General features: G+C 54.4%; 15 protein-coding genes. 10 read left to right on the forward strand and 5 right to left on the reverse strand.

What is annotated here, in order from left to right; all coding sequences use genetic code 11:
• Positions 1-42 precede the first annotated feature (42 nt).
• From ACR0I0_RS19185 to ACR0I0_RS19195, 3 genes are all read right to left on the reverse strand, one after another.
• Positions 43-1,326, reverse strand: coding sequence for a TRAP transporter large permease (locus tag ACR0I0_RS19185; RefSeq protein WP_226688646.1), 1,284 nt, complete (start codon positions 1,324-1,326; stop codon positions 43-45).
• Positions 1,327-1,336: 10 nt separating this feature from the next.
• Positions 1,337-1,822, reverse strand: coding sequence for a TRAP transporter small permease (locus ACR0I0_RS19190; RefSeq protein ID WP_480492539.1), 486 nt, complete (start codon positions 1,820-1,822; stop codon positions 1,337-1,339).
• 78 nt (positions 1,823-1,900) lie between these two features.
• Positions 1,901-2,899 (reverse strand): TRAP transporter substrate-binding protein, encoded by a 999-nt coding sequence (locus tag ACR0I0_RS19195; RefSeq protein ID WP_210093265.1) that lies wholly within the window; start codon positions 2,897-2,899, stop codon positions 1,901-1,903.
• A gap of 116 nt (positions 2,900-3,015) precedes the next feature.
• On the opposite strand from ACR0I0_RS19195, the gene ACR0I0_RS19200 reads away from it, so the two are divergent.
• On the forward strand, positions 3,016-3,687 hold the full coding sequence (locus ACR0I0_RS19200) for a GntR family transcriptional regulator (protein ID WP_209834512.1): 672 nt from the start codon (positions 3,016-3,018) through the stop codon (positions 3,685-3,687).
• A 510-nt stretch (positions 3,688-4,197) separates the two neighbouring features.
• On the opposite strand, the gene ACR0I0_RS19205 is transcribed toward ACR0I0_RS19200, so the two are convergent.
• A complete protein-coding gene (locus ACR0I0_RS19205; RefSeq protein ID WP_480492540.1) occupies positions 4,198-4,929 on the reverse strand; it encodes a hypothetical protein in 732 nt (243 codons plus the stop codon).
• A gap of 503 nt (positions 4,930-5,432) precedes the next feature.
• The gene (locus ACR0I0_RS19210; protein WP_170417164.1) at positions 5,433-6,086 is read right to left on the reverse strand and encodes a GntR family transcriptional regulator; all 654 of its coding nucleotides are present in this window, start codon (positions 6,084-6,086) and stop codon (positions 5,433-5,435) included.
• A 213-nt stretch (positions 6,087-6,299) separates the two neighbouring features.
• Here ACR0I0_RS19210 and ACR0I0_RS19215 point away from each other — a divergent pair, with 213 nt between their 5' ends.
• From ACR0I0_RS19215 to ACR0I0_RS19255, 9 genes are all read left to right on the forward strand, one after another.
• Positions 6,300-7,376: a Gfo/Idh/MocA family protein gene (locus ACR0I0_RS19215; protein WP_480492541.1), complete on the forward strand. Its 1,077-nt coding sequence runs from the start codon at positions 6,300-6,302 to the stop codon at positions 7,374-7,376.
• Between the two features lie 100 nt (positions 7,377-7,476).
• Positions 7,477-8,487 carry a TRAP transporter substrate-binding protein DctP gene (gene dctP, locus ACR0I0_RS19220; RefSeq protein WP_171634656.1) on the forward strand — a complete coding sequence of 337 codons (1,011 nt, stop codon included), beginning with the start codon at positions 7,477-7,479 and terminating at the stop codon, positions 8,485-8,487.
• A gap of 30 nt (positions 8,488-8,517) precedes the next feature.
• Entirely contained in the window at positions 8,518-9,093 is a 576-nt protein-coding gene (locus tag ACR0I0_RS19225; protein ID WP_171634653.1) for a TRAP transporter small permease, read from the forward strand.
• On the forward strand, positions 9,090-10,385 hold the full coding sequence (locus ACR0I0_RS19230) for a TRAP transporter large permease (protein WP_480492542.1): 1,296 nt from the start codon (positions 9,090-9,092) through the stop codon (positions 10,383-10,385). Before ACR0I0_RS19225 ends, ACR0I0_RS19230 begins: the two co-directional genes overlap by 4 nt.
• The gene (locus ACR0I0_RS19235; protein WP_480492543.1) at positions 10,385-12,277 is read left to right on the forward strand and encodes a bifunctional sugar phosphate isomerase/epimerase/4-hydroxyphenylpyruvate dioxygenase family protein; all 1,893 of its coding nucleotides are present in this window, start codon (positions 10,385-10,387) and stop codon (positions 12,275-12,277) included. Before ACR0I0_RS19230 ends, ACR0I0_RS19235 begins: the two co-directional genes overlap by 1 nt.
• An 8-nt stretch (positions 12,278-12,285) precedes the next feature.
• Complete coding sequence (locus ACR0I0_RS19240; protein WP_210093389.1) at positions 12,286-13,101, forward strand: citryl-CoA lyase; 816 nt, start codon at positions 12,286-12,288, stop codon at positions 13,099-13,101.
• A complete protein-coding gene (locus ACR0I0_RS19245; RefSeq protein ID WP_245223558.1) occupies positions 13,091-14,278 on the forward strand; it encodes a Gfo/Idh/MocA family protein in 1,188 nt (395 codons plus the stop codon). Before ACR0I0_RS19240 ends, ACR0I0_RS19245 begins: the two co-directional genes overlap by 11 nt.
• Positions 14,268-14,942 carry a hypothetical protein gene (locus ACR0I0_RS19250; RefSeq protein WP_209834499.1) on the forward strand — a complete coding sequence of 225 codons (675 nt, stop codon included), beginning with the start codon at positions 14,268-14,270 and terminating at the stop codon, positions 14,940-14,942. The genes ACR0I0_RS19245 and ACR0I0_RS19250 overlap by 11 nt, the downstream gene beginning before the upstream one ends.
• The gene (locus ACR0I0_RS19255) at positions 14,935-16,125 is read left to right on the forward strand and encodes a Gfo/Idh/MocA family protein (protein ID WP_480492544.1); all 1,191 of its coding nucleotides are present in this window, start codon (positions 14,935-14,937) and stop codon (positions 16,123-16,125) included. Before ACR0I0_RS19250 ends, ACR0I0_RS19255 begins: the two co-directional genes overlap by 8 nt.
• The last annotated feature ends 154 nt before the right edge of the window (positions 16,126-16,279 follow it).

A 16,279-nucleotide genomic window follows, 5' to 3' on the forward strand; every position in this document is an offset into this window, starting at 1 on the left:
TCCTCTGGTGTTGTTGTCTAACGTTAGAAGGGCTTCAGCCGGTCACCAAAGGGATGGCAAGGCCAAGGAAATTGCGGGCACATAAGTGATGAACATCAACAAGATCAGCATGCCGGCAAAGAATGGCAGGATTGCCCGGCTGAGGCTTTCGATGGAAACCTTGGAAATGCTGCTGGCCACGAACAGGTTTACACCCAATGGCGGTGTGCAGAACCCAATGGCCAGGTTGACCGTCAAGATGACACCAAAAACGATCGGATCGACCCCCAGTGCGGTTGCAACCGGCAGCAGGATCGGCGTCATGATGATGATCGAAGAAATCGTCTCCATGAACATGCCGATCACCAGCAATAGCAGATTGATCAGCAACAGAATGATGATCGGATTGTCGGACAGGCTGGTGATTGTTGTTGCGAGCTCTGTCGGGATTCTTGCGAGCGTGATCAACCTGCCAAAGGCGGTCGCCATGATCACCAATATCAGAATGGTCCCGCTGGTCTTCGCACTGCCCGCCAAAACCTCTGGCAGGTCCTTGAGGGTGATGTCGCCATAGACGAATATGCCGATGAAAGCGGCATAGACTACGGCCACGGCACCGGCTTCGGTTGGGGTGAAGATACCGCTGTAGATGCCCCCAAGAATAATCACGGGTACGAGAAGCGCCCAGATGGAAGACCGGAAGCTCTGCCAGACGCCCGGACCTGAGAACGTAGTCGTCGATTGGTGAACAACCTCGTCCTTTCGCAGCAGAACACGAGCGACCAACATGAACATGAGGGCAAAAAGGATGCCAGGAACAACGCCTGCAAGAAACAGTTTGCCGATCGAAACCTCGGCAGTTACCCCATATATGATGAATGGAATACTTGGCGGTATCATAACGCCGATCATTCCTGAGGATGCTGTCAATGCGCCGCTGAATTTGCGCGTATAGCCGACCTTTTCCATCTCAGGGATCATGTTCGACCCGATGGCGGCTACGGTCGCAGGAGACGAACCGGATATGGCGGCAAAGAACACGCAGGCGAGTACGTTCACGTAAGCAAGCCCACCCCGGATATGCCCGATCAGTGCATTGGCGAACCCAACCAGTCTACGAGACATTCCGCCGTGCTGCATCAGGTCGCCTGCCAAAATGAACAGAGGGACGGCAATTAGAGGAAACGAGTCCGCGCCTGTTACCACCGACCGTGCCAGAAGAACCATGGGTGGCGTGCCATCCACAAAGACCATCACAATCATGGTGGCTAGGCCTAAACAGATGCCAATTGGCACGCTGAAGAGCAACAGGGCAAAGAGCGTCAAGAAAAGCGTTGTTGCAAGCATGCCGGACTCCTCACGCTTTGGTTCCTGCGATCAGGCGCAGGCTTCGGATCAGATGTTGAGTGACGCGGATCGCGGACAGGCCTGCGCCAATCGGCGCCGAAGCATAAAGGATCGGTATCGGTAGTCCCAAAACGACCGACGTCTGGCTGGCCACAAAAGGCTGTCGGATAAGCTTGATGCATTCAATTGTCAGAATGATCAGAAATCCAAGGACAAGAAGCGCGATCACAACATCCGCGTAAAGCCTTGCGCGCTCGCTTAGGACATCACGCAGGACCGTGATACGCACATGATCGCCTGTGTGAAACGCATAGCTGACGCCTAGCCAGACAAACCATACAAACAGCCAAAGCGTTAGCTCTTCGCCCCATGAAAGAGAGGCATTCAGAATGTAGCGCATGAACACATTTCCAAAGATCAACAAGACAATCGCGGCCAAAAGTGCACTGGCTAAGACCTTTTCGGCATTCATATCGATCCATTTGATAACCGACACCGTTCACCTCCCCTTGAACGAAAGGGGCACCCGAACTTTCATGGCGCGGGTGCCCGTATTGGCTGAGTAGTCCGAGGGTCAGCTTCCGCTCGCTGCGGAAACCGCTGCTACCCAGTCGTCATAGGCTTCAGCGCCAACCTCGTCGCGATACTGCAGGCGGACGCTTTCAGTTTTGTTGGCAAAGGCCTGTCGCTGCTCTGCAGTCAGTTCCAGAACCTCGACACCAGCAGCACGAATCTGTTCCAGTTGTTCCGCGTCTTCGCTCGCGACCAGTTCAGCCTGATATTCACGTGCGGCGGCCATCGAGTCCCGGACCAGTTGCTGATGCTCTGCGGACAGCGAGTCAAAGAACGGTTTGGAGATGACGGGCATATAGACCGCAAAGACATGGCCCGTGGTCGAAAGGTATTTCTGAACCTCGTAGAAACGCTGTGAGGTAATGATCGCCAGTGGGTTTTCCTGGCCGTCGATCACGCCTTGCTGGAGAGCAGAATAGACCTCACCAAAGTTCATTGGCGTCGGGTTGGCCCCGAGCGTTTCGAATGTCGCCACATGCGCCGGAACCTTCATGGTACGTAGCTTGACACCCTCGAGATCTGCGGGGGTTGCAACCGGGCGGACATTGTTGGTCACATTGCGTACACCCAATTCAAGCCAGCCAAGACCTACCAATCCCTGGTTTTCGACCCGTGCAAGCATGCCATCACCAGCATCACCATCAAGAACATCAAAGGCGATGTCCTTGGAGGAATACATGTAGGGCAGTTCAATTACTGCAAAAGCCGGATCCCAGCCCGCGAAGAAAGAGGAAGGAGGAATGGCCATTTCCAGAACGCCGGTTTGAACACCTTCGATCATTTCGCGATCAGGGCCCATCTGCGACGAAGGGAATATCTGTACGTCGATCTCACCATTCGAGCCAGCTTCGACCAGTTCTTCAAATTTCAGTAGCGCGCGATGCATATGAAACGCTTCTGCTGCGCCATGCCCAACCTTAATGACTGTTTCAGCGGATGCTGCAAAAGCAAGCCCGGCTGACATGACGACGCCAAGCGCCAATGTTGATTTCTTGAACAAGGTATCCTCCCACGGATTTAGTTTTTTCGATCTATTATCTGAGATATCAGATATAATATAGAAATCAAGCTTACATGTGCTATTGTGTTAGAGAGACGAAATAGGACGAAGTGAAAATGACCGAGATTTTGCCGATTAAGCGCCCGGATTCGTTGAGTAAAACTGCTGAAGAGCATATCCGAAAAGGCATAATCAATGGCACGTTTCAATTGGGTGAATCGTTGCCGGAAGTGAAGTTGTCAAATGCCATGGGCATCAGCAAAACTCCGATTCGCGAAGCTCTATCAGCTTTGAATCTTCAGGGCCTCGTTCAGATCTTTCCTCATCGAGGAGCCTTTGTATTCTCTCTTTCTCAAGAGGACGTGGTGCAGCTTTGCCAGTATCGGCTAATCCTGGAATCTGCAGCTTTGGAGCAGGCGCTTGAAAAGAACCCTTCGGTTCTGATCAATGAGCTGTCTACAATTGTTTCGAAGATGTCGGAAGCGCAGGAAGCGGATGAATTCGAACAGTACTTGGAACTTGACGCCGAGTTTCACGACGCGTTTTTCAGGTCCTGCGGAAACAGTTACCTGCGGGATGGATATCAAAAAGTCAGTGATATCGTCCAAACTATGCGGACACACCTGTCCAAACGTTCCAATCGAACGAAGAAATCTTTCAAGGAACATCAAGCGATCACATCGCTATTGGACGAGGGTAAAGTAAAAGCAGCAACGAACACCCTCAAACGTCAAATCACTCGCGGTGAGCGTTCTTACTCCGATTTGGTTGGTCTAAGGCAAGCATAGGTGCCCACCATTTGGTCACGATGTTCACCAAAAGCGCATCTGGCAGCAAATCTAATGCCGCGTGCGTGGGCAACATAAGTTCAAAGTGGCAGAGTTGGGCTATTCTTAGACAAGGGCCGTGGCCACGATTAGAGGGCGGTTTTTGTGTTGGGTCAGAAATGCTTGACGATTGGGTCAGAAATGAATGACGTGATTGGCCGATTTATTGAGGTTTTGTCTGTCGATTGAGTCAAATATCAGTGACGTTCTACATTTCCTTGTCAGGCGACACATAGTTCTGCCACCAGCGACAGAACCTTGCCATTTTCGCCTCACGTCCTTCATCCAGCACCTAGACCGATTTCAATGATCCTGACTTCCCTATTGGGAAATCAGGGCTGATTTGCAGATCAGACGCCGAAGGCACCTGTTCCTGCTGATCTGCCACGTGGCGAACGCGGATGGGGGCGAGGCAATGCTATTCGACAATAGTGGTGCGGCCCGCAGGCTCAGGCGAGGACACGGTGTTGTCTAATAGGGTTGCGGTTCTTCAACCAGCACCAGATGTAGTGGTTCGTATTGAACGTCATCGTTAGCATTGGCAGCCTTGCCGACGCGCATCCAAGAGTCGCGAAAGCTCATCAACCTGAAAATCATCGAAATTAGGTTTTGGTATCCGAGCCCATTGTTGTTTTCTGGAAGCCGCAGCAGCGGCACCATATCTTCACTTTCCGTAGGGGCCACATCAACGACAAATGTTACAGCCGAAGAGTGATTTAACCCGTCGATTGCCTTTAATCTCGTAGAAACCTTTGGTTTCGGGTCTGTTACGCCTGGGTGACTCATTTCTTCAACTTCACTAAATGCAGCTGCGAAGCTTTCGGTTAGCTTTTGATCAAACGCGTCTTGCGCCGCTTCAATGGCTTGAAGCGCGCCTAAATCATTTGCATCACGTCCTTTCGCCGGATCGAGGTGTTTTGAATAGTAGCTGCGGAGTTGATCCGAAAGCTTGCTACCAGGAGATCCTGCGGGAGCGTCGTCGTCTTCCTCGCCTGCCGCTTCTTCACCGAATCCACGCTGCGCAGGGATATCGTGAATTCGTACTAGCCCTTTCAATGGCTCACCTTCGTAAGGAAGACAGTTTGACGGCAATTCCTGCAAGGCCGCTTGTCCACGTACAGGGTCGGCAGCTTTTGCAGGGTCAAGCGGATAGACGCGGACAATAAAGTATTTTGATAGTCGCTTTCGAAGAAAGTCGGTCAAGGTTCTCGGCCAGAGGGTAAGCTTCGGTGCAGGCTGTTTTGTGTCCGTAGTCTCGGAGCTATCTACGTGCTTCGTTTCTGCGGCGCTTTTGAGTTCTTCTGCATCCCTTGTTGCAGATATGAAGTCCTTAAATAGCTCTTCGACGTCGCTTGGCTCAAAGCGAAGACGTACACCGAGGGAACCGCCCTCCCAATCAAGCGTTGGGATCAACTCGCGAACATGCCTTATGTACTCGTTCCACTGAAGGGCCACTACTCAACCAGAGATCGCTTCACATAAAACCGTTTCAAGAATGTTCGCGGTTTGTTGTGGTGGTGCAAAGCAACCCTTGGTTGCGGAAGCTTAGCGTTCTCATCTCTGTTTAAACGGCTGCCTGATGTAGCGGGTTCGGATGTCGAATCATAAACTTACGGAATTCGTCTGGTAAGCACAGTAATTAAACTTGCCTTTCAGGTCCCGTGCCGTTGATTCAGGTGATGGAGATAGGCGGCAACAACAGCGAGCTACATAGCCTCCAGCGTATGTGAAAGACCGTTTCGGATGTGATCTTCTAACAGCTTCTTAGCGGTGCCCGCGTCTCTGGCCAATGCGGCATCGAACATGCCCTTATGCTCCTTGACTGCCTCTTCGCCGCGATAGGTCAGCACGAGCATCTGATACCGCAAATACTTGTCGTAGATGATCGAGTGCAGAGACAGAAGGTTTTTGGAGTTGCAGGCCGCGATCATCGCTTGGTGAAACTCCCAATCATATCGTTTCCAGGTTTCTTTCTCGGACTCGTCGCCCTTGAGAAGCTGCTGTTCCATCAGGTGCAGTTTGTGGTGCGCGGCAACGAGGTTGCCTTCCCAGTCCGTGTCGCCATTCGCAATGGACAACTCCAACGCGTGGCATTCCAGCAGGACACGCAACTCTGATATCTCGGTCAGGTCTTCGCGAGAGACCGGCGTAACCAGGAAGCCTCTTTGTTCGGGAGCTTCGACAAAACCGTCGCTGGCAAGCCTGTTCAGGGTTTCACGAAGTGTTGAAAGGCTTGCTGAGTAGCGCTCTTTCAATGCGTCCAGCTTCAGTTTGGAGCCGGGTTGCAACTCTCCGAAGATGATATCCCGCTTGATGCGCTGATAGGTGCTTGCACCTATCGTAGACGGCTGTTTCGCCATGCGTTTCACCCGATATTTTTAGATTCCTCCTTCAAATACCACTTTATAGAGTTATCAGCAATCCAATCTGATGTATGGTAGAAATTAAAATATCATACATTATTGTGGAATCGCAAAAACCCCAATACGGTCGAGTTCAAGTTGGGCAAAGCAGCTCAGTCATAAACATTGGTTTCGGAGTTTCCGAACCCTCTGGAAGGAAGCAAAGTGTCAATGAACTTTCGCATTGCCATTGTCGGCATTGGCCTTGTTGGACGCCGCCACGCAGACGCGATCCGCGCGTTGCGTCATGTCGATCTTGTTGCGGTTGTTGATCCCAGTGACGAAGGGCGCACCTACGCTGCGGAGCATGGCGTTGCGTGTTACGAGACACTCGAGGAAATGTTTGCAAATCAGACGCCGGACGGAGCTGTGCTCGCGACGCCCACGACGCTTCATGTTGAACAAGGCCTCACATGTGTGCGACATGGTTGTCCCGTTCTTGTCGAAAAACCGATCGCCGTGGAAGCCTCCGCTGCACTGGAGCTTGTCCAAGAAGCGGAAAAGGCCAATGTGCCACTGATGGTCGGACATCATCGTCGGTACAATCCTCTGATCCGGTCGGCTAAGGAAGCCATTGTCGATGGGAAGATTGGAGATGTGCGCGCTGTCCATGCGAATTGCTGGTTCTATAAGCCAGACGAGTATTTTGATGCTGCGCCTTGGAGAAAGAAACCCGGTGCAGGGCCCATCTCAGTCAATCTGGTCCACGACGTCGATCTTCTGCGGTATTTGGCCGGAGAAGTCGTGACCGTACAGGCTCAGTCGGCTGCATCGCAGCGGGGCTACGACAACGAAGATGTTGCCGGTGCTCTGTTGACGTTCGAAAGCGGGGCGATAGGGACCATAAGTGTGTCCGACAGCATCGTTGCTCCATGGAGCTGGGAGATGACGTCTCAGGAATATCCAATCTATCCGTCGACCGCTGAGAGTAGCTACATGATCGGTGGCTCTCATGGTTCGTTGTCCGTTCCTGATCTTCGATTGTGGAGTTACCAGGGTGAGGAAAGGGATTGGTGGATTCCAATTTCGTCAACCGCGCTGAAGAAGGGTTCCTCTGACCCACTGGTCAATCAACTCGGGCACTTTGTTGACGTTGCTCGGCACGAAGCAGATCCGATTGTGTCCGGCTGGGAAGGCTTCAGAACACTTCAAGTCATTGAAGCTATTCAGAATTCCTGCAGAACAGGTGATACGGTCAAGATCAAAAACTTACAAAAAACACCAATGGCAGGTATGACGGCAGTCTAAAATATCAGATATTTTGCAAAACATCTTGCAAAATGTCCAAAATAGGTCAAAACTCTGAATCGCAAAAAAGAAGCATCATGATGTCTCAGGGAGGAGCAAAGTGATTACCAAACTTACCCGCCGGGCTGCTGTGTCGGCCCTGGTCGCAACCGGTGTTCTGTTTAGCGCAACAAGTGGTGTGCTGGCGGAAGACAAAGTGCAACTTCGCCTCGCAACATCAGGATCGGAGACCGATCAGCGCTCGGTCGCTATGGCCGAGGTTTTCGCGCCCATGGTCGCTGATTTCGCAAGCTACGAGCCCAGCTATAATGGAACCATCTTCGCCCAAGGCACCGAGTTGGACGCCATCAGCCGGGGTAACCTGGAAATGTCGATCACCTCGGCGCAGGAACTGGCCCAGTTCTTCCCCGAGTTTTCGATCTTTACCGCAGGCTATGTCCACCAGGACGCCGCGCATCAGGTGGCTGTCTTCAACGATCCCTTGATGGATGCCTTCAAGCAAAAAGCTGAAGAAGAGCTGGGCGTCAAACTGCTGTCGGTCATGTATCTGGGCCGTCGTCAGGTTAACCTGCGCCAACCCAAGGATGAGCTGACAGTCACGACGCCAGCAGACTTGGAAGGCGTGAATCTGCGGATGCCGGGCACCGACGCATGGCAGTTCCTTGGCAAAGCGCTGGGTGCCGCGCCGACACCGATGGCCTTCTCCGAAGTCTATACCGCGCTGTCGACCGGTGCCGTTGACGGGCAGGATAATCCGTTGCCGACCGTCGTCGACGCCAAGTTCTATGAAGTGACCAATCAGATCGTCCTGACATCGCATCTGGTCGACTTGAACTATATCGCCATCGGCAAAGAGGTTTGGGACGGGCTTACACCGGAACAGCAAGCCAAGGTTCAGGAAGCTGCGGACGCAGCAGCTGAATCAGGCCGCCAGAAACAGCTTCAGAAAGAAGAGGATCTTGTCAGCTTCCTGAAAGAGCAGGGCATGGAGATTTACGAACCCGATCTCGCTGCGTTCCGCGATCAGGTACAGTCTATGTACCTGGAAAGTGAATTCGCCGGATCATGGCCGGACGGTGTGCTTGAGCAGATCAACGCTCTGGGCAACTAAAGTCGTCTGAAGAAGGGAGGGAGAACCATAATGAAAGCCTTTATGAAGGGGTTCTCCCGACTGACCGAAGCGATTGCCGGCGGGATGCTGGCGGCAATCTTCCTGATCTTCCTATTGCAAATACTCTTGCGCTACTTCTTTACCCCCGCCGGATGGACGCTTGAACTCATCGGCATTCTGTGGGTCTGGGTGATCTTCTTCAGTTGCGCTTTCATAGTGCGAGAACGGGATCACGTGAAGTTCGACATTATCTACCTTTCCGTCCCGATGCGCGTGCGGCAGGTCTTTGCGATGCTGGCGGCCGCAGCGATCGTGGTCGGTATGCTCTACAGCTTCCTTCCGACGTGGGACTACATCGACTGGATGAAAATCCGCAAGACATCGACTGTCCGCAATCCGTTCTCCGGCGAGAAGATACCGCTGCGCACAGTATTCTCGATTTACGCGGTATTCATGCTGGTCGTCGCAGCGCGGTACGCGTGGCTATTCTTCGACGTCATGCGCAATGGCCCACCAAAGACAGAGTTGGAACTGGTCGTTGGGTACAACGTCGTTGACGACCATCCGCGTGTCGACGTCGAAGAGGGCGAGGAAGTTAAGAAATGAGTTTTGAACTTCTTTCCTGCCTGCTCGCTCTCTTTCTTCTGGCAGGCATCGGGACACCTATCGGCTATTCCATCCTTTTGGCCTCATTGGTGTATCTGGGCACGGCCGGATTGGACGTCGCCCTCGCGGGCGAGAAAATCCTGCAAGGCTTCTACAAAAGCACGATCCTGCTTGCCGTGCCTTTGTTCATCGTCGCCGCGAATATCATGAATGCTGGGTCGATCACGGACCGGCTTTTGAACTTCTGCGTCGCTGCTGTCGGTCGTTTCAAGGGCGGCCTCGGGCACGTAAACGTGGTAGCGTCTCTGATCTTTTCCGGTATGTCCGGCTCGGCTGTCGCGGATGCCGCGGGGATCGGCAAGATAATCATTGAAATGATGACCAAAGATGGCCGCTACAGCCGAGGCTACGCAGCTGCAATCACGGCGGCGTCGGCAACGATCGGCCCTATTATTCCACCCTCGATCCCGATGGTTTTGTACGCGCTCGTTTCCAAGGCCTCTATTGGGTCGCTGTTCCTGGCCGGTATTCTGCCGGGTCTGATCATGGGCGTCGTTCTGATGGCGATGAACTACTATCTGGCAGGAAAGCGGAACTTTGCTTTGGAAGAACCTGTTCCGCTGCGCGAGTTGCCCGCAAAAGCCGCCAACGCGTTTCCGGCGCTGCTGATGCCTGCAATCCTGCTGTACGGCATATATGGCGGCGTCACCACTCCGACCGAGGCTGCAGCAGTGGCTGCATTCTACGCCCTGCTTCTGGCAGCGTTGTTCTACCGCGCGCTGACCTTCCGTGGCCTATATCAAGTGTTCGTCGACAGCGCGCGCTCTTCCGCAGCCGTCGGGGTGGTCATTGGGGGCGCGTTCATTCTGAACTTCATCGTTATTCAGGAACAAATACCGCAGTCTATCTCGGCGCTGCTGGAGGGTTCTGATGTCAGCCCGATTGTGTTCCTGATCCTCGTAAACCTGCTGATCCTCGCGCTAGGATGCGTGTTAGACGCAACAACGATCATCCTGGTGATCGTGCCCCTGTTCATTCCAACCTGCGAAGCGCTTGGAATTGATCTGGTGCATTTCGGGGTGCTGGTCGTCGTGAACTCGATGATCGGTCTGATCACGCCTCCCTATGGCATTCTACTCTTTGTGATCAACGCCGTGACGGACATTCCGCTGCGTGAAATCATCTCGGAAATCTGGGCCTTCCTCGCGGTTCTCATCTTCGCCCTGGTGATCATGATGCTGATGCCGGATCTGGTCCTGTGGTTGCCGCGTATGTTTGGGTATCAGGGATAATGTGCCTCTCGGTTTCGACAACGTCGATCCCCGGTGATCTGGCTGAAAAGCTGAGTACTATCGCTGACGCGGGATTCGGGGGTGTCGAATTACACGAGCCGGATTTGACTGCTTTTGACGGGTCGCCATCTCAGATCCGGAACATTGCGTCAGATTTCGGCCTGAAGGTTTGCCTGCTGCAACCCTTCCATAACCTTGAAGGCCAGTCCGGCGGTGGACGGGAGCGCGCCTTTGATCGGCTGAAACGCAAACTCGACCTGATGACCGAGTTGGGTACGGAATTACTGCTAATCGGGTCTGCCTACGACGTCGATGCCGCTGCAACCGAAGAACAGGTAATCGCAGATCTTGGCGAGGCGGCCCAAATCGCTAAAGAAATAGGGATGCGTCTGGCCTATATGGGCTTGCCATGGTCGGATCTTATTCGCTCGGATGAGCAGGCGTTACGCGTCGTTGAAGCCATCGACAGCCCCCATTTCGGGCTGGCCCTGAATTCCTTCTTCTCGCTTGCCGATGGGTCCAAACCAGCCCGCCTTCGGGACATTCCCGGAGAGCGGCTGTTCCATGTGCAACTGTCCGATGCACCCCGGCTTGAGATGGATATCCGCAGGCTCAAGCGGCATTTCGGGCTTTTGCCCGGGCTCGGATCGCTGAACCTTGCGGGCTTCGTGCGGGTGTTGTCGCGCGCCGGTTACAAGGGGCCTTGGTCCATTGCGCGCGTCAACGAAGCGGCGCCGCAACCCGGAGGCAGGACGCTGGCCCGAGACAGCTACAGGTCGCTGGTGAACCTCCTGGATGAGGTATCTCGGACCGAACCGGGAACCGATTTCGGTATCCCGGAACTGCCGGAACGCGTCTATGTATCAGGCTTTGAGTTCGTCGAATTTACAGCTGATGAATTAAGCGGCGCGCAGCTTGCAGAGATGCTGTCAGCAATGTGCTTTCGAATGGAGCGAAAACACGTCACCAAGTCCGTCGAGCTGTGGCGGCAGGGTGCCATAAACATCGTTGTGAATACCGAAAAGGAAGGTTTTGCCCATTCGGCGTTCCTGGGTCACGGCCCCTCCGTTTGTGACATGGGGTTGCGTGTCAAAGATGCGGATCAGACGGTTCAGCGGGCGACCGCGTTGGGCGCGCCGAATTTCTCACAGCCGGTGGGAACAGGGGAACTGGATATCCCGGCCATTCGGGGTGTTGGTGGCAACGTCGTTCATTTCATCGATGAGAAATCCGATCTCCATCGGGTTTGGGATATCGAATTTGAGCCGGTTGCGAAAACCAAAGCCACCCAACCTGCCGGTCTGCGCCGCATCGACCATCTGGCCCAGACGATGCGTCATGATGAGATGCAAAGTTGGCTACTCTACTACATTTCGACTTTTGAGATGGCAAAGTCTCCTATTGTGAACGTCGCCGATCCGTCCGGCGTCGTGCAAAGCCAGGCTATCGAAAGTCCAGAAGGCGAAGTGCGCCTGAACCTGAACGGGGCCGTTGGGCGCCGAACTCTGGCGGCGTCATTCCTTGAAGATGGCTTTGGCGCCGGTGTTCAGCACATTGCCTTCCAATCGGACGATATTTTTGAAACCTCAGCGCAGTTGCTCAAGTCCGGCTTTCCCAGCCTGTCCATCCCGGAAAACTACTACGCTGATCTGCAAGCGACATTCGGATTGGATGACGATTTGGTCGCCCAATTGCGCAGGGGGAACATTCTCTACGATCGGGCGGCGGGTGCTGAGTATTTTCAGATATACAGCCGCCCCATCTTTAACGGCTTCTTCTTCGAAATTGTTGAACGCCGTATGGGCTATGCCGGTTATGGCGCGCGCAATGCACCCATTCGCCTTGCTGCGCAAAGCAAAACCCAGCCGGTGAAAGAGGTGCAGACGCAATGACCGCGCAGATGAAAGACGATGAGCGCGCCGTTCGCCAATGGTGGCGTACCTCTATCATCGACATGAAACCCGGACAGATCTCTTTTCGTGGAAACGCCATAGAGGACCTGATCGGAAACGTATCTTTCCCGCAGATGATCTGGCTTATGGTGCGGGGCGATCTACCCAGCGACGCGCAAGCGCGCCTGTTCGAAGCCGCTTTGGTCGCAGGCGTGGATCACGGCCCACAGGCTCCCTCAATCGCGGCTGCGCGTATGGCCGCTACCTGCGGGGTAGGTCTCAATAATGCGATGGCGACTGCGGTGAACATGCTGGGCGACGTGCACGGCGGGGCAGGAGAGCAGTGTGCAGAGCTGTACTATGACATCGCAGCTCGCATGGATTGCGGAGCATCGTTGAATGACGCAGTGAAGGACGGTCTGGACAGCTGGCGCGAGACCTATGGCAAGATCGTATCGGGCTTTGGTCACAGGTTTCACAAGCCTGTCGACCCACGCGCACCACGATTGATGCAACTTGTTCGTGATGCGGCGGCAGTAGGCACAGTATCTGGCCGGTTTGCCGATATCGGAGAAGAGGTTCAAGCCGAACTCGGTCGTCAACGCGGCGGTCGGCCAATTGCCATGAATATCGACGGCGCGACAGCTGTGATCTTCTGCGAACTTGGCTTTCCTGCGCCCTTGTCGCGGGGGCTGTTCTGCCTGTCCCGCTCGGTCGGAATACTTGCCCACGCCTGGGAGCAGACGAGCCAGGGCGGTCGGAACAAAGGGCCTATGCCCCCAAATTACTTACCCCTCTACGAAGACAGGAATGATGACAGGTGAGACATCGAAATCCTTCCGGGTCGGCCTTATCGGCTGTGGTCGTATCAGCGATATTTATCTAAAAACACTATCCAAATTCTCAAACGTTGAGGTCGTGGCTTGCGCAAGCCTTGACCCTTCTGAAAGCCGCGCCAAAGCGGATCAATACGGTGTCGCCAAGGCCTGTGCGCCAGATGAGGTGTTTGACGATCCGACGATTGACTGTGTTCTGAATCTGACAATCCCGGCGGCGCATGCGGAAATCAGTTTGCGCGCGTTGGAGGCGGGGAAACACGTCTATTCCGAAAAGCCACTGGTCATGAACCGAACGGATGGTAAGGCGATCCTGCACATGGCCTCTGAAAAGGGGTTACTGGTCGGTTGCGCACCCGACACATTTCTGGGCGGTCGCTGGCAGACCGTTCGGCGCTTGATCGACGAGGGTGCCATTGGCAAACCGACAGGGGCTTTTGCCCATGTCGGGACCCACGGGACGGAGCGCCACCATCCCAACCCGGATTTCTACTATAAGGCGGGTGGTGGGCCATTGCTGGACCTTGGGCCGTACTACCTGACCGCCATGATCTGCTGCCTTGGTCCCGTTGACCGGGTTGCCGGAATGGCTCGGCGCACGTTCGACAATAGGATGATCGAAAACGGCCCTCGCAACGGCGAATGGATAGATGTCGAGGTCGACACGCACTCCCTAAGCCTGCTGCAGTTCTCTTCCGGAGCTATAGGGTCGATGACCATGAGCTTCGACGTCTGGGACAGCGAAACTCCACGGTTCGAGATCTACGGTGAAAACGGCACCATCAGCATCCCAGACCCAGACCCGGTTCATGGTGCCAATATCTTTCAAGGGGATGTCTGGCTGAAAACGCGGGAGACCTCGCGCTGGTCTCATCAGCCTCGTCCAACCGGTCGCGAAGACTGGCAGGTGGTCGAAAACAAACACGGGTTCAATGAAGACAGCCGCGGGCTCGGCCTTTTGGATCTGGCCCTGGCGGCGCAAGAAGGACGCCAACCCCGTGCAAGTGGAGCGCTTGCCTACCATGTATTCGAGGTCATGGACGCGATTGAACGGGCGCCGAAATTTGGTGCCTATCAGACGATAGAAAGCCGTTGCGAGGCTCCGGAACCTTTGCCGGTCGATTTCCTGAACGATGAGAGGAAGGAGTTGGTCCATGCCGATTGAGACACTCGATTTTGCTCAGCCATTCTTTCGCGTCCAGCACATAACTGACGAGCGCAGAATTTCTATAGAGGGTCGCGCCATCGTCCTTAACCTTGGGGGGCGAAATCTCTCTGTCGAGGATCAGACCATTGCACCGCTTTCGTCTGTGATCGTGCAAGACAGCACGCTTAGCGGCGTGGAACGTGCAGTCATTGTCCACGATTTCGACGCCCATGCGGATGACAACGAGTTGTTCGCATGGGTGAAAGATACATGGCCATCTGCTTTTGATGTTCGCCAAGAGGAGCGTTTGCGCGGTGTCAGCCACTACATGTCGCCAAAGGTCTTTGTAGGTAACGTTGGGCTGACCATGTACCATTCCGGTTCGGTCCCATTGAATGTCGGATTGCACAAGGATCATCCGTTCTGCCCGGTACCGGGGTTTCGCGAAGTGCATACACAAATCGTAGGCTTTGGCAAAATGCAGCAATGCCGTGAGCGGGATGTTGAAACCCTTTACCTCGAAGAATTCATGGCCCCCGGCACGACGCACAAACCGATGTATGACGCTGAAGGCAACTATCCCTGGCATCAATACGAGACGATTACCCCCAGCATCTTCATGGCGGTGGAAATACTGCCAGAAGGCGTACGGGCCCCGGAAATAGAGGTTCAGAATGGCTGAGAGACTTTTACCCAAAGACCTGAACTTTGACGGACCTTTCCCCCGGTTGTCTCGCCGTTTGCGGCTGGGCGTTGTTGGCGGCGGACGGATCTCTGTCACGCAGGCAACGGCCGCGCGGATGACCGACCGGTGGGAGGTCACCGCAGGCGCGCTCAGTTCTGACGCCGCGCGAAGCAAGGCGCGCGGGGCCGAGTGGTTCCTGCCGGCAGACAGGTGCTATGCGTCGTTCGACGAGATGGCGCAGGCCGAGGCGGCGCGCCCGGATGGCGTAGATGCCGTCATGATCACGACCCCGAACCACGTTCATTTCGAAGCTGCCAAAGCGTTTCTTGAGGCGGGCATTGACGTGCTGTGCGACAAGCCCCTGACCAACGAAGTCGCCGAAGCCGAGGGGCTTGAGGAGATCACCGCGCGTACGGGGCAGGTATTTGCTGTCGGTTATGCAATGTCGTGTTTTCCAGTGATCCGGCAGGCCAAGCAAATTGTCACCGAAGGAGGCATCGGCAAAATCAACCAAATCCATGTTGAGTTCATGCAAGACTGGATGACGCCCGAAGATGTGGCTGATGCGCCTCATGTAAAGTGGCGGCTGGACCCCAAGATTTCAGGACCAACGAGTTGTGTCGGCGATATCGGTACCCATGCAGCTCATCTCGCCAGTTTTGTCTCGGGCCTGCCCTTGACCGACCTACGGGCCGAGTTTCATGTCTGCGGTGCGCCAAAGCCTTTGGAAGACACGGTTTTCATGTTCACCCGCTATCAAAACGAGGTTCCAGGAACCCTGATGGCGACACGCCTTGCCCCCGGAAATCGGGGTGGGTTGCGGTTGCGGATATTCGGGAGCGAAGGCGGTCTTGAGTGGGACTTGGAGAATTCGGAACAGCTGAAGTTCAATCGGTTCGGTGAGCCGGATCGTATCATCAGCCGAGGTCACGGGCACGGCATTGGCCCCGGCGCGGAACGTCTGGTCCGTACCGCGCGCGGCTTTCCCGAAGGGATTATCGAAGCCTGGGCCAACCTCTATACTGAATTTGCCATGGCAGTGGCCGCGCGCCGGGATGGTGTCACAGTTCCGGATGATTGGCTTACTTATCCCAGTGTCGAACAAGGTGCAGATGGCGTCCGGTTTATTGAAGCCTCCGTGCGCTCTCACCAGTCCGGAGGTGACTGGGTCACTCTCTAAGGCTCTGCCAACAAGATTGTAAAACACGCCCGGGCAGTTGCCCGGGCGCTTTCATTTCCTGCTCAGTATTAAAAGTTGATATTTTAAAAAATATCAGATATTTTTTACTACGTGTGATGAATTTAAGATTCGCAGACACGTGGAGCTGTCGTTC

It is taken from the genome of Ruegeria sp. AG6 (genome assembly GCF_056541565.1).

What these genes read in the sequence shown, in the direction of transcription:
- ACR0I0_RS19250 (WP_209834499.1), top strand. Translation starts at nt 14,268, where the DNA reads ATGCCGATTGAGACACTCGATTTTGCTCAGCCATTCTTTCGCGTCCAG.
- ACR0I0_RS19240 (WP_210093389.1), top strand. Translation starts at nt 12,286, where the DNA reads ATGAAAGACGATGAGCGCGCCGTTCGCCAATGGTGGCGTACCTCTATC.
- ACR0I0_RS19185 (WP_226688646.1), bottom strand. Translation starts at nt 1,326, where the DNA reads ATGCTTGCAACAACGCTTTTCTTGACGCTCTTTGCCCTGTTGCTCTTC.
- ACR0I0_RS19230 (WP_480492542.1), top strand. Translation starts at nt 9,090, where the DNA reads ATGAGTTTTGAACTTCTTTCCTGCCTGCTCGCTCTCTTTCTTCTGGCA.
- ACR0I0_RS19225 (WP_171634653.1), top strand. Translation starts at nt 8,518, where the DNA reads ATGAAAGCCTTTATGAAGGGGTTCTCCCGACTGACCGAAGCGATTGCC.
- ACR0I0_RS19235 (WP_480492543.1), top strand. Translation starts at nt 10,385, where the DNA reads ATGTGCCTCTCGGTTTCGACAACGTCGATCCCCGGTGATCTGGCTGAA.
- ACR0I0_RS19210 (WP_170417164.1), bottom strand. Translation starts at nt 6,086, where the DNA reads ATGGCGAAACAGCCGTCTACGATAGGTGCAAGCACCTATCAGCGCATC.
- ACR0I0_RS19200 (WP_209834512.1), top strand. Translation starts at nt 3,016, where the DNA reads ATGACCGAGATTTTGCCGATTAAGCGCCCGGATTCGTTGAGTAAAACT.
- ACR0I0_RS19255 (WP_480492544.1), top strand. Translation starts at nt 14,935, where the DNA reads ATGGCTGAGAGACTTTTACCCAAAGACCTGAACTTTGACGGACCTTTC.
- ACR0I0_RS19245 (WP_245223558.1), top strand. Translation starts at nt 13,091, where the DNA reads ATGACAGGTGAGACATCGAAATCCTTCCGGGTCGGCCTTATCGGCTGT.
- ACR0I0_RS19215 (WP_480492541.1), top strand. Translation starts at nt 6,300, where the DNA reads ATGAACTTTCGCATTGCCATTGTCGGCATTGGCCTTGTTGGACGCCGC.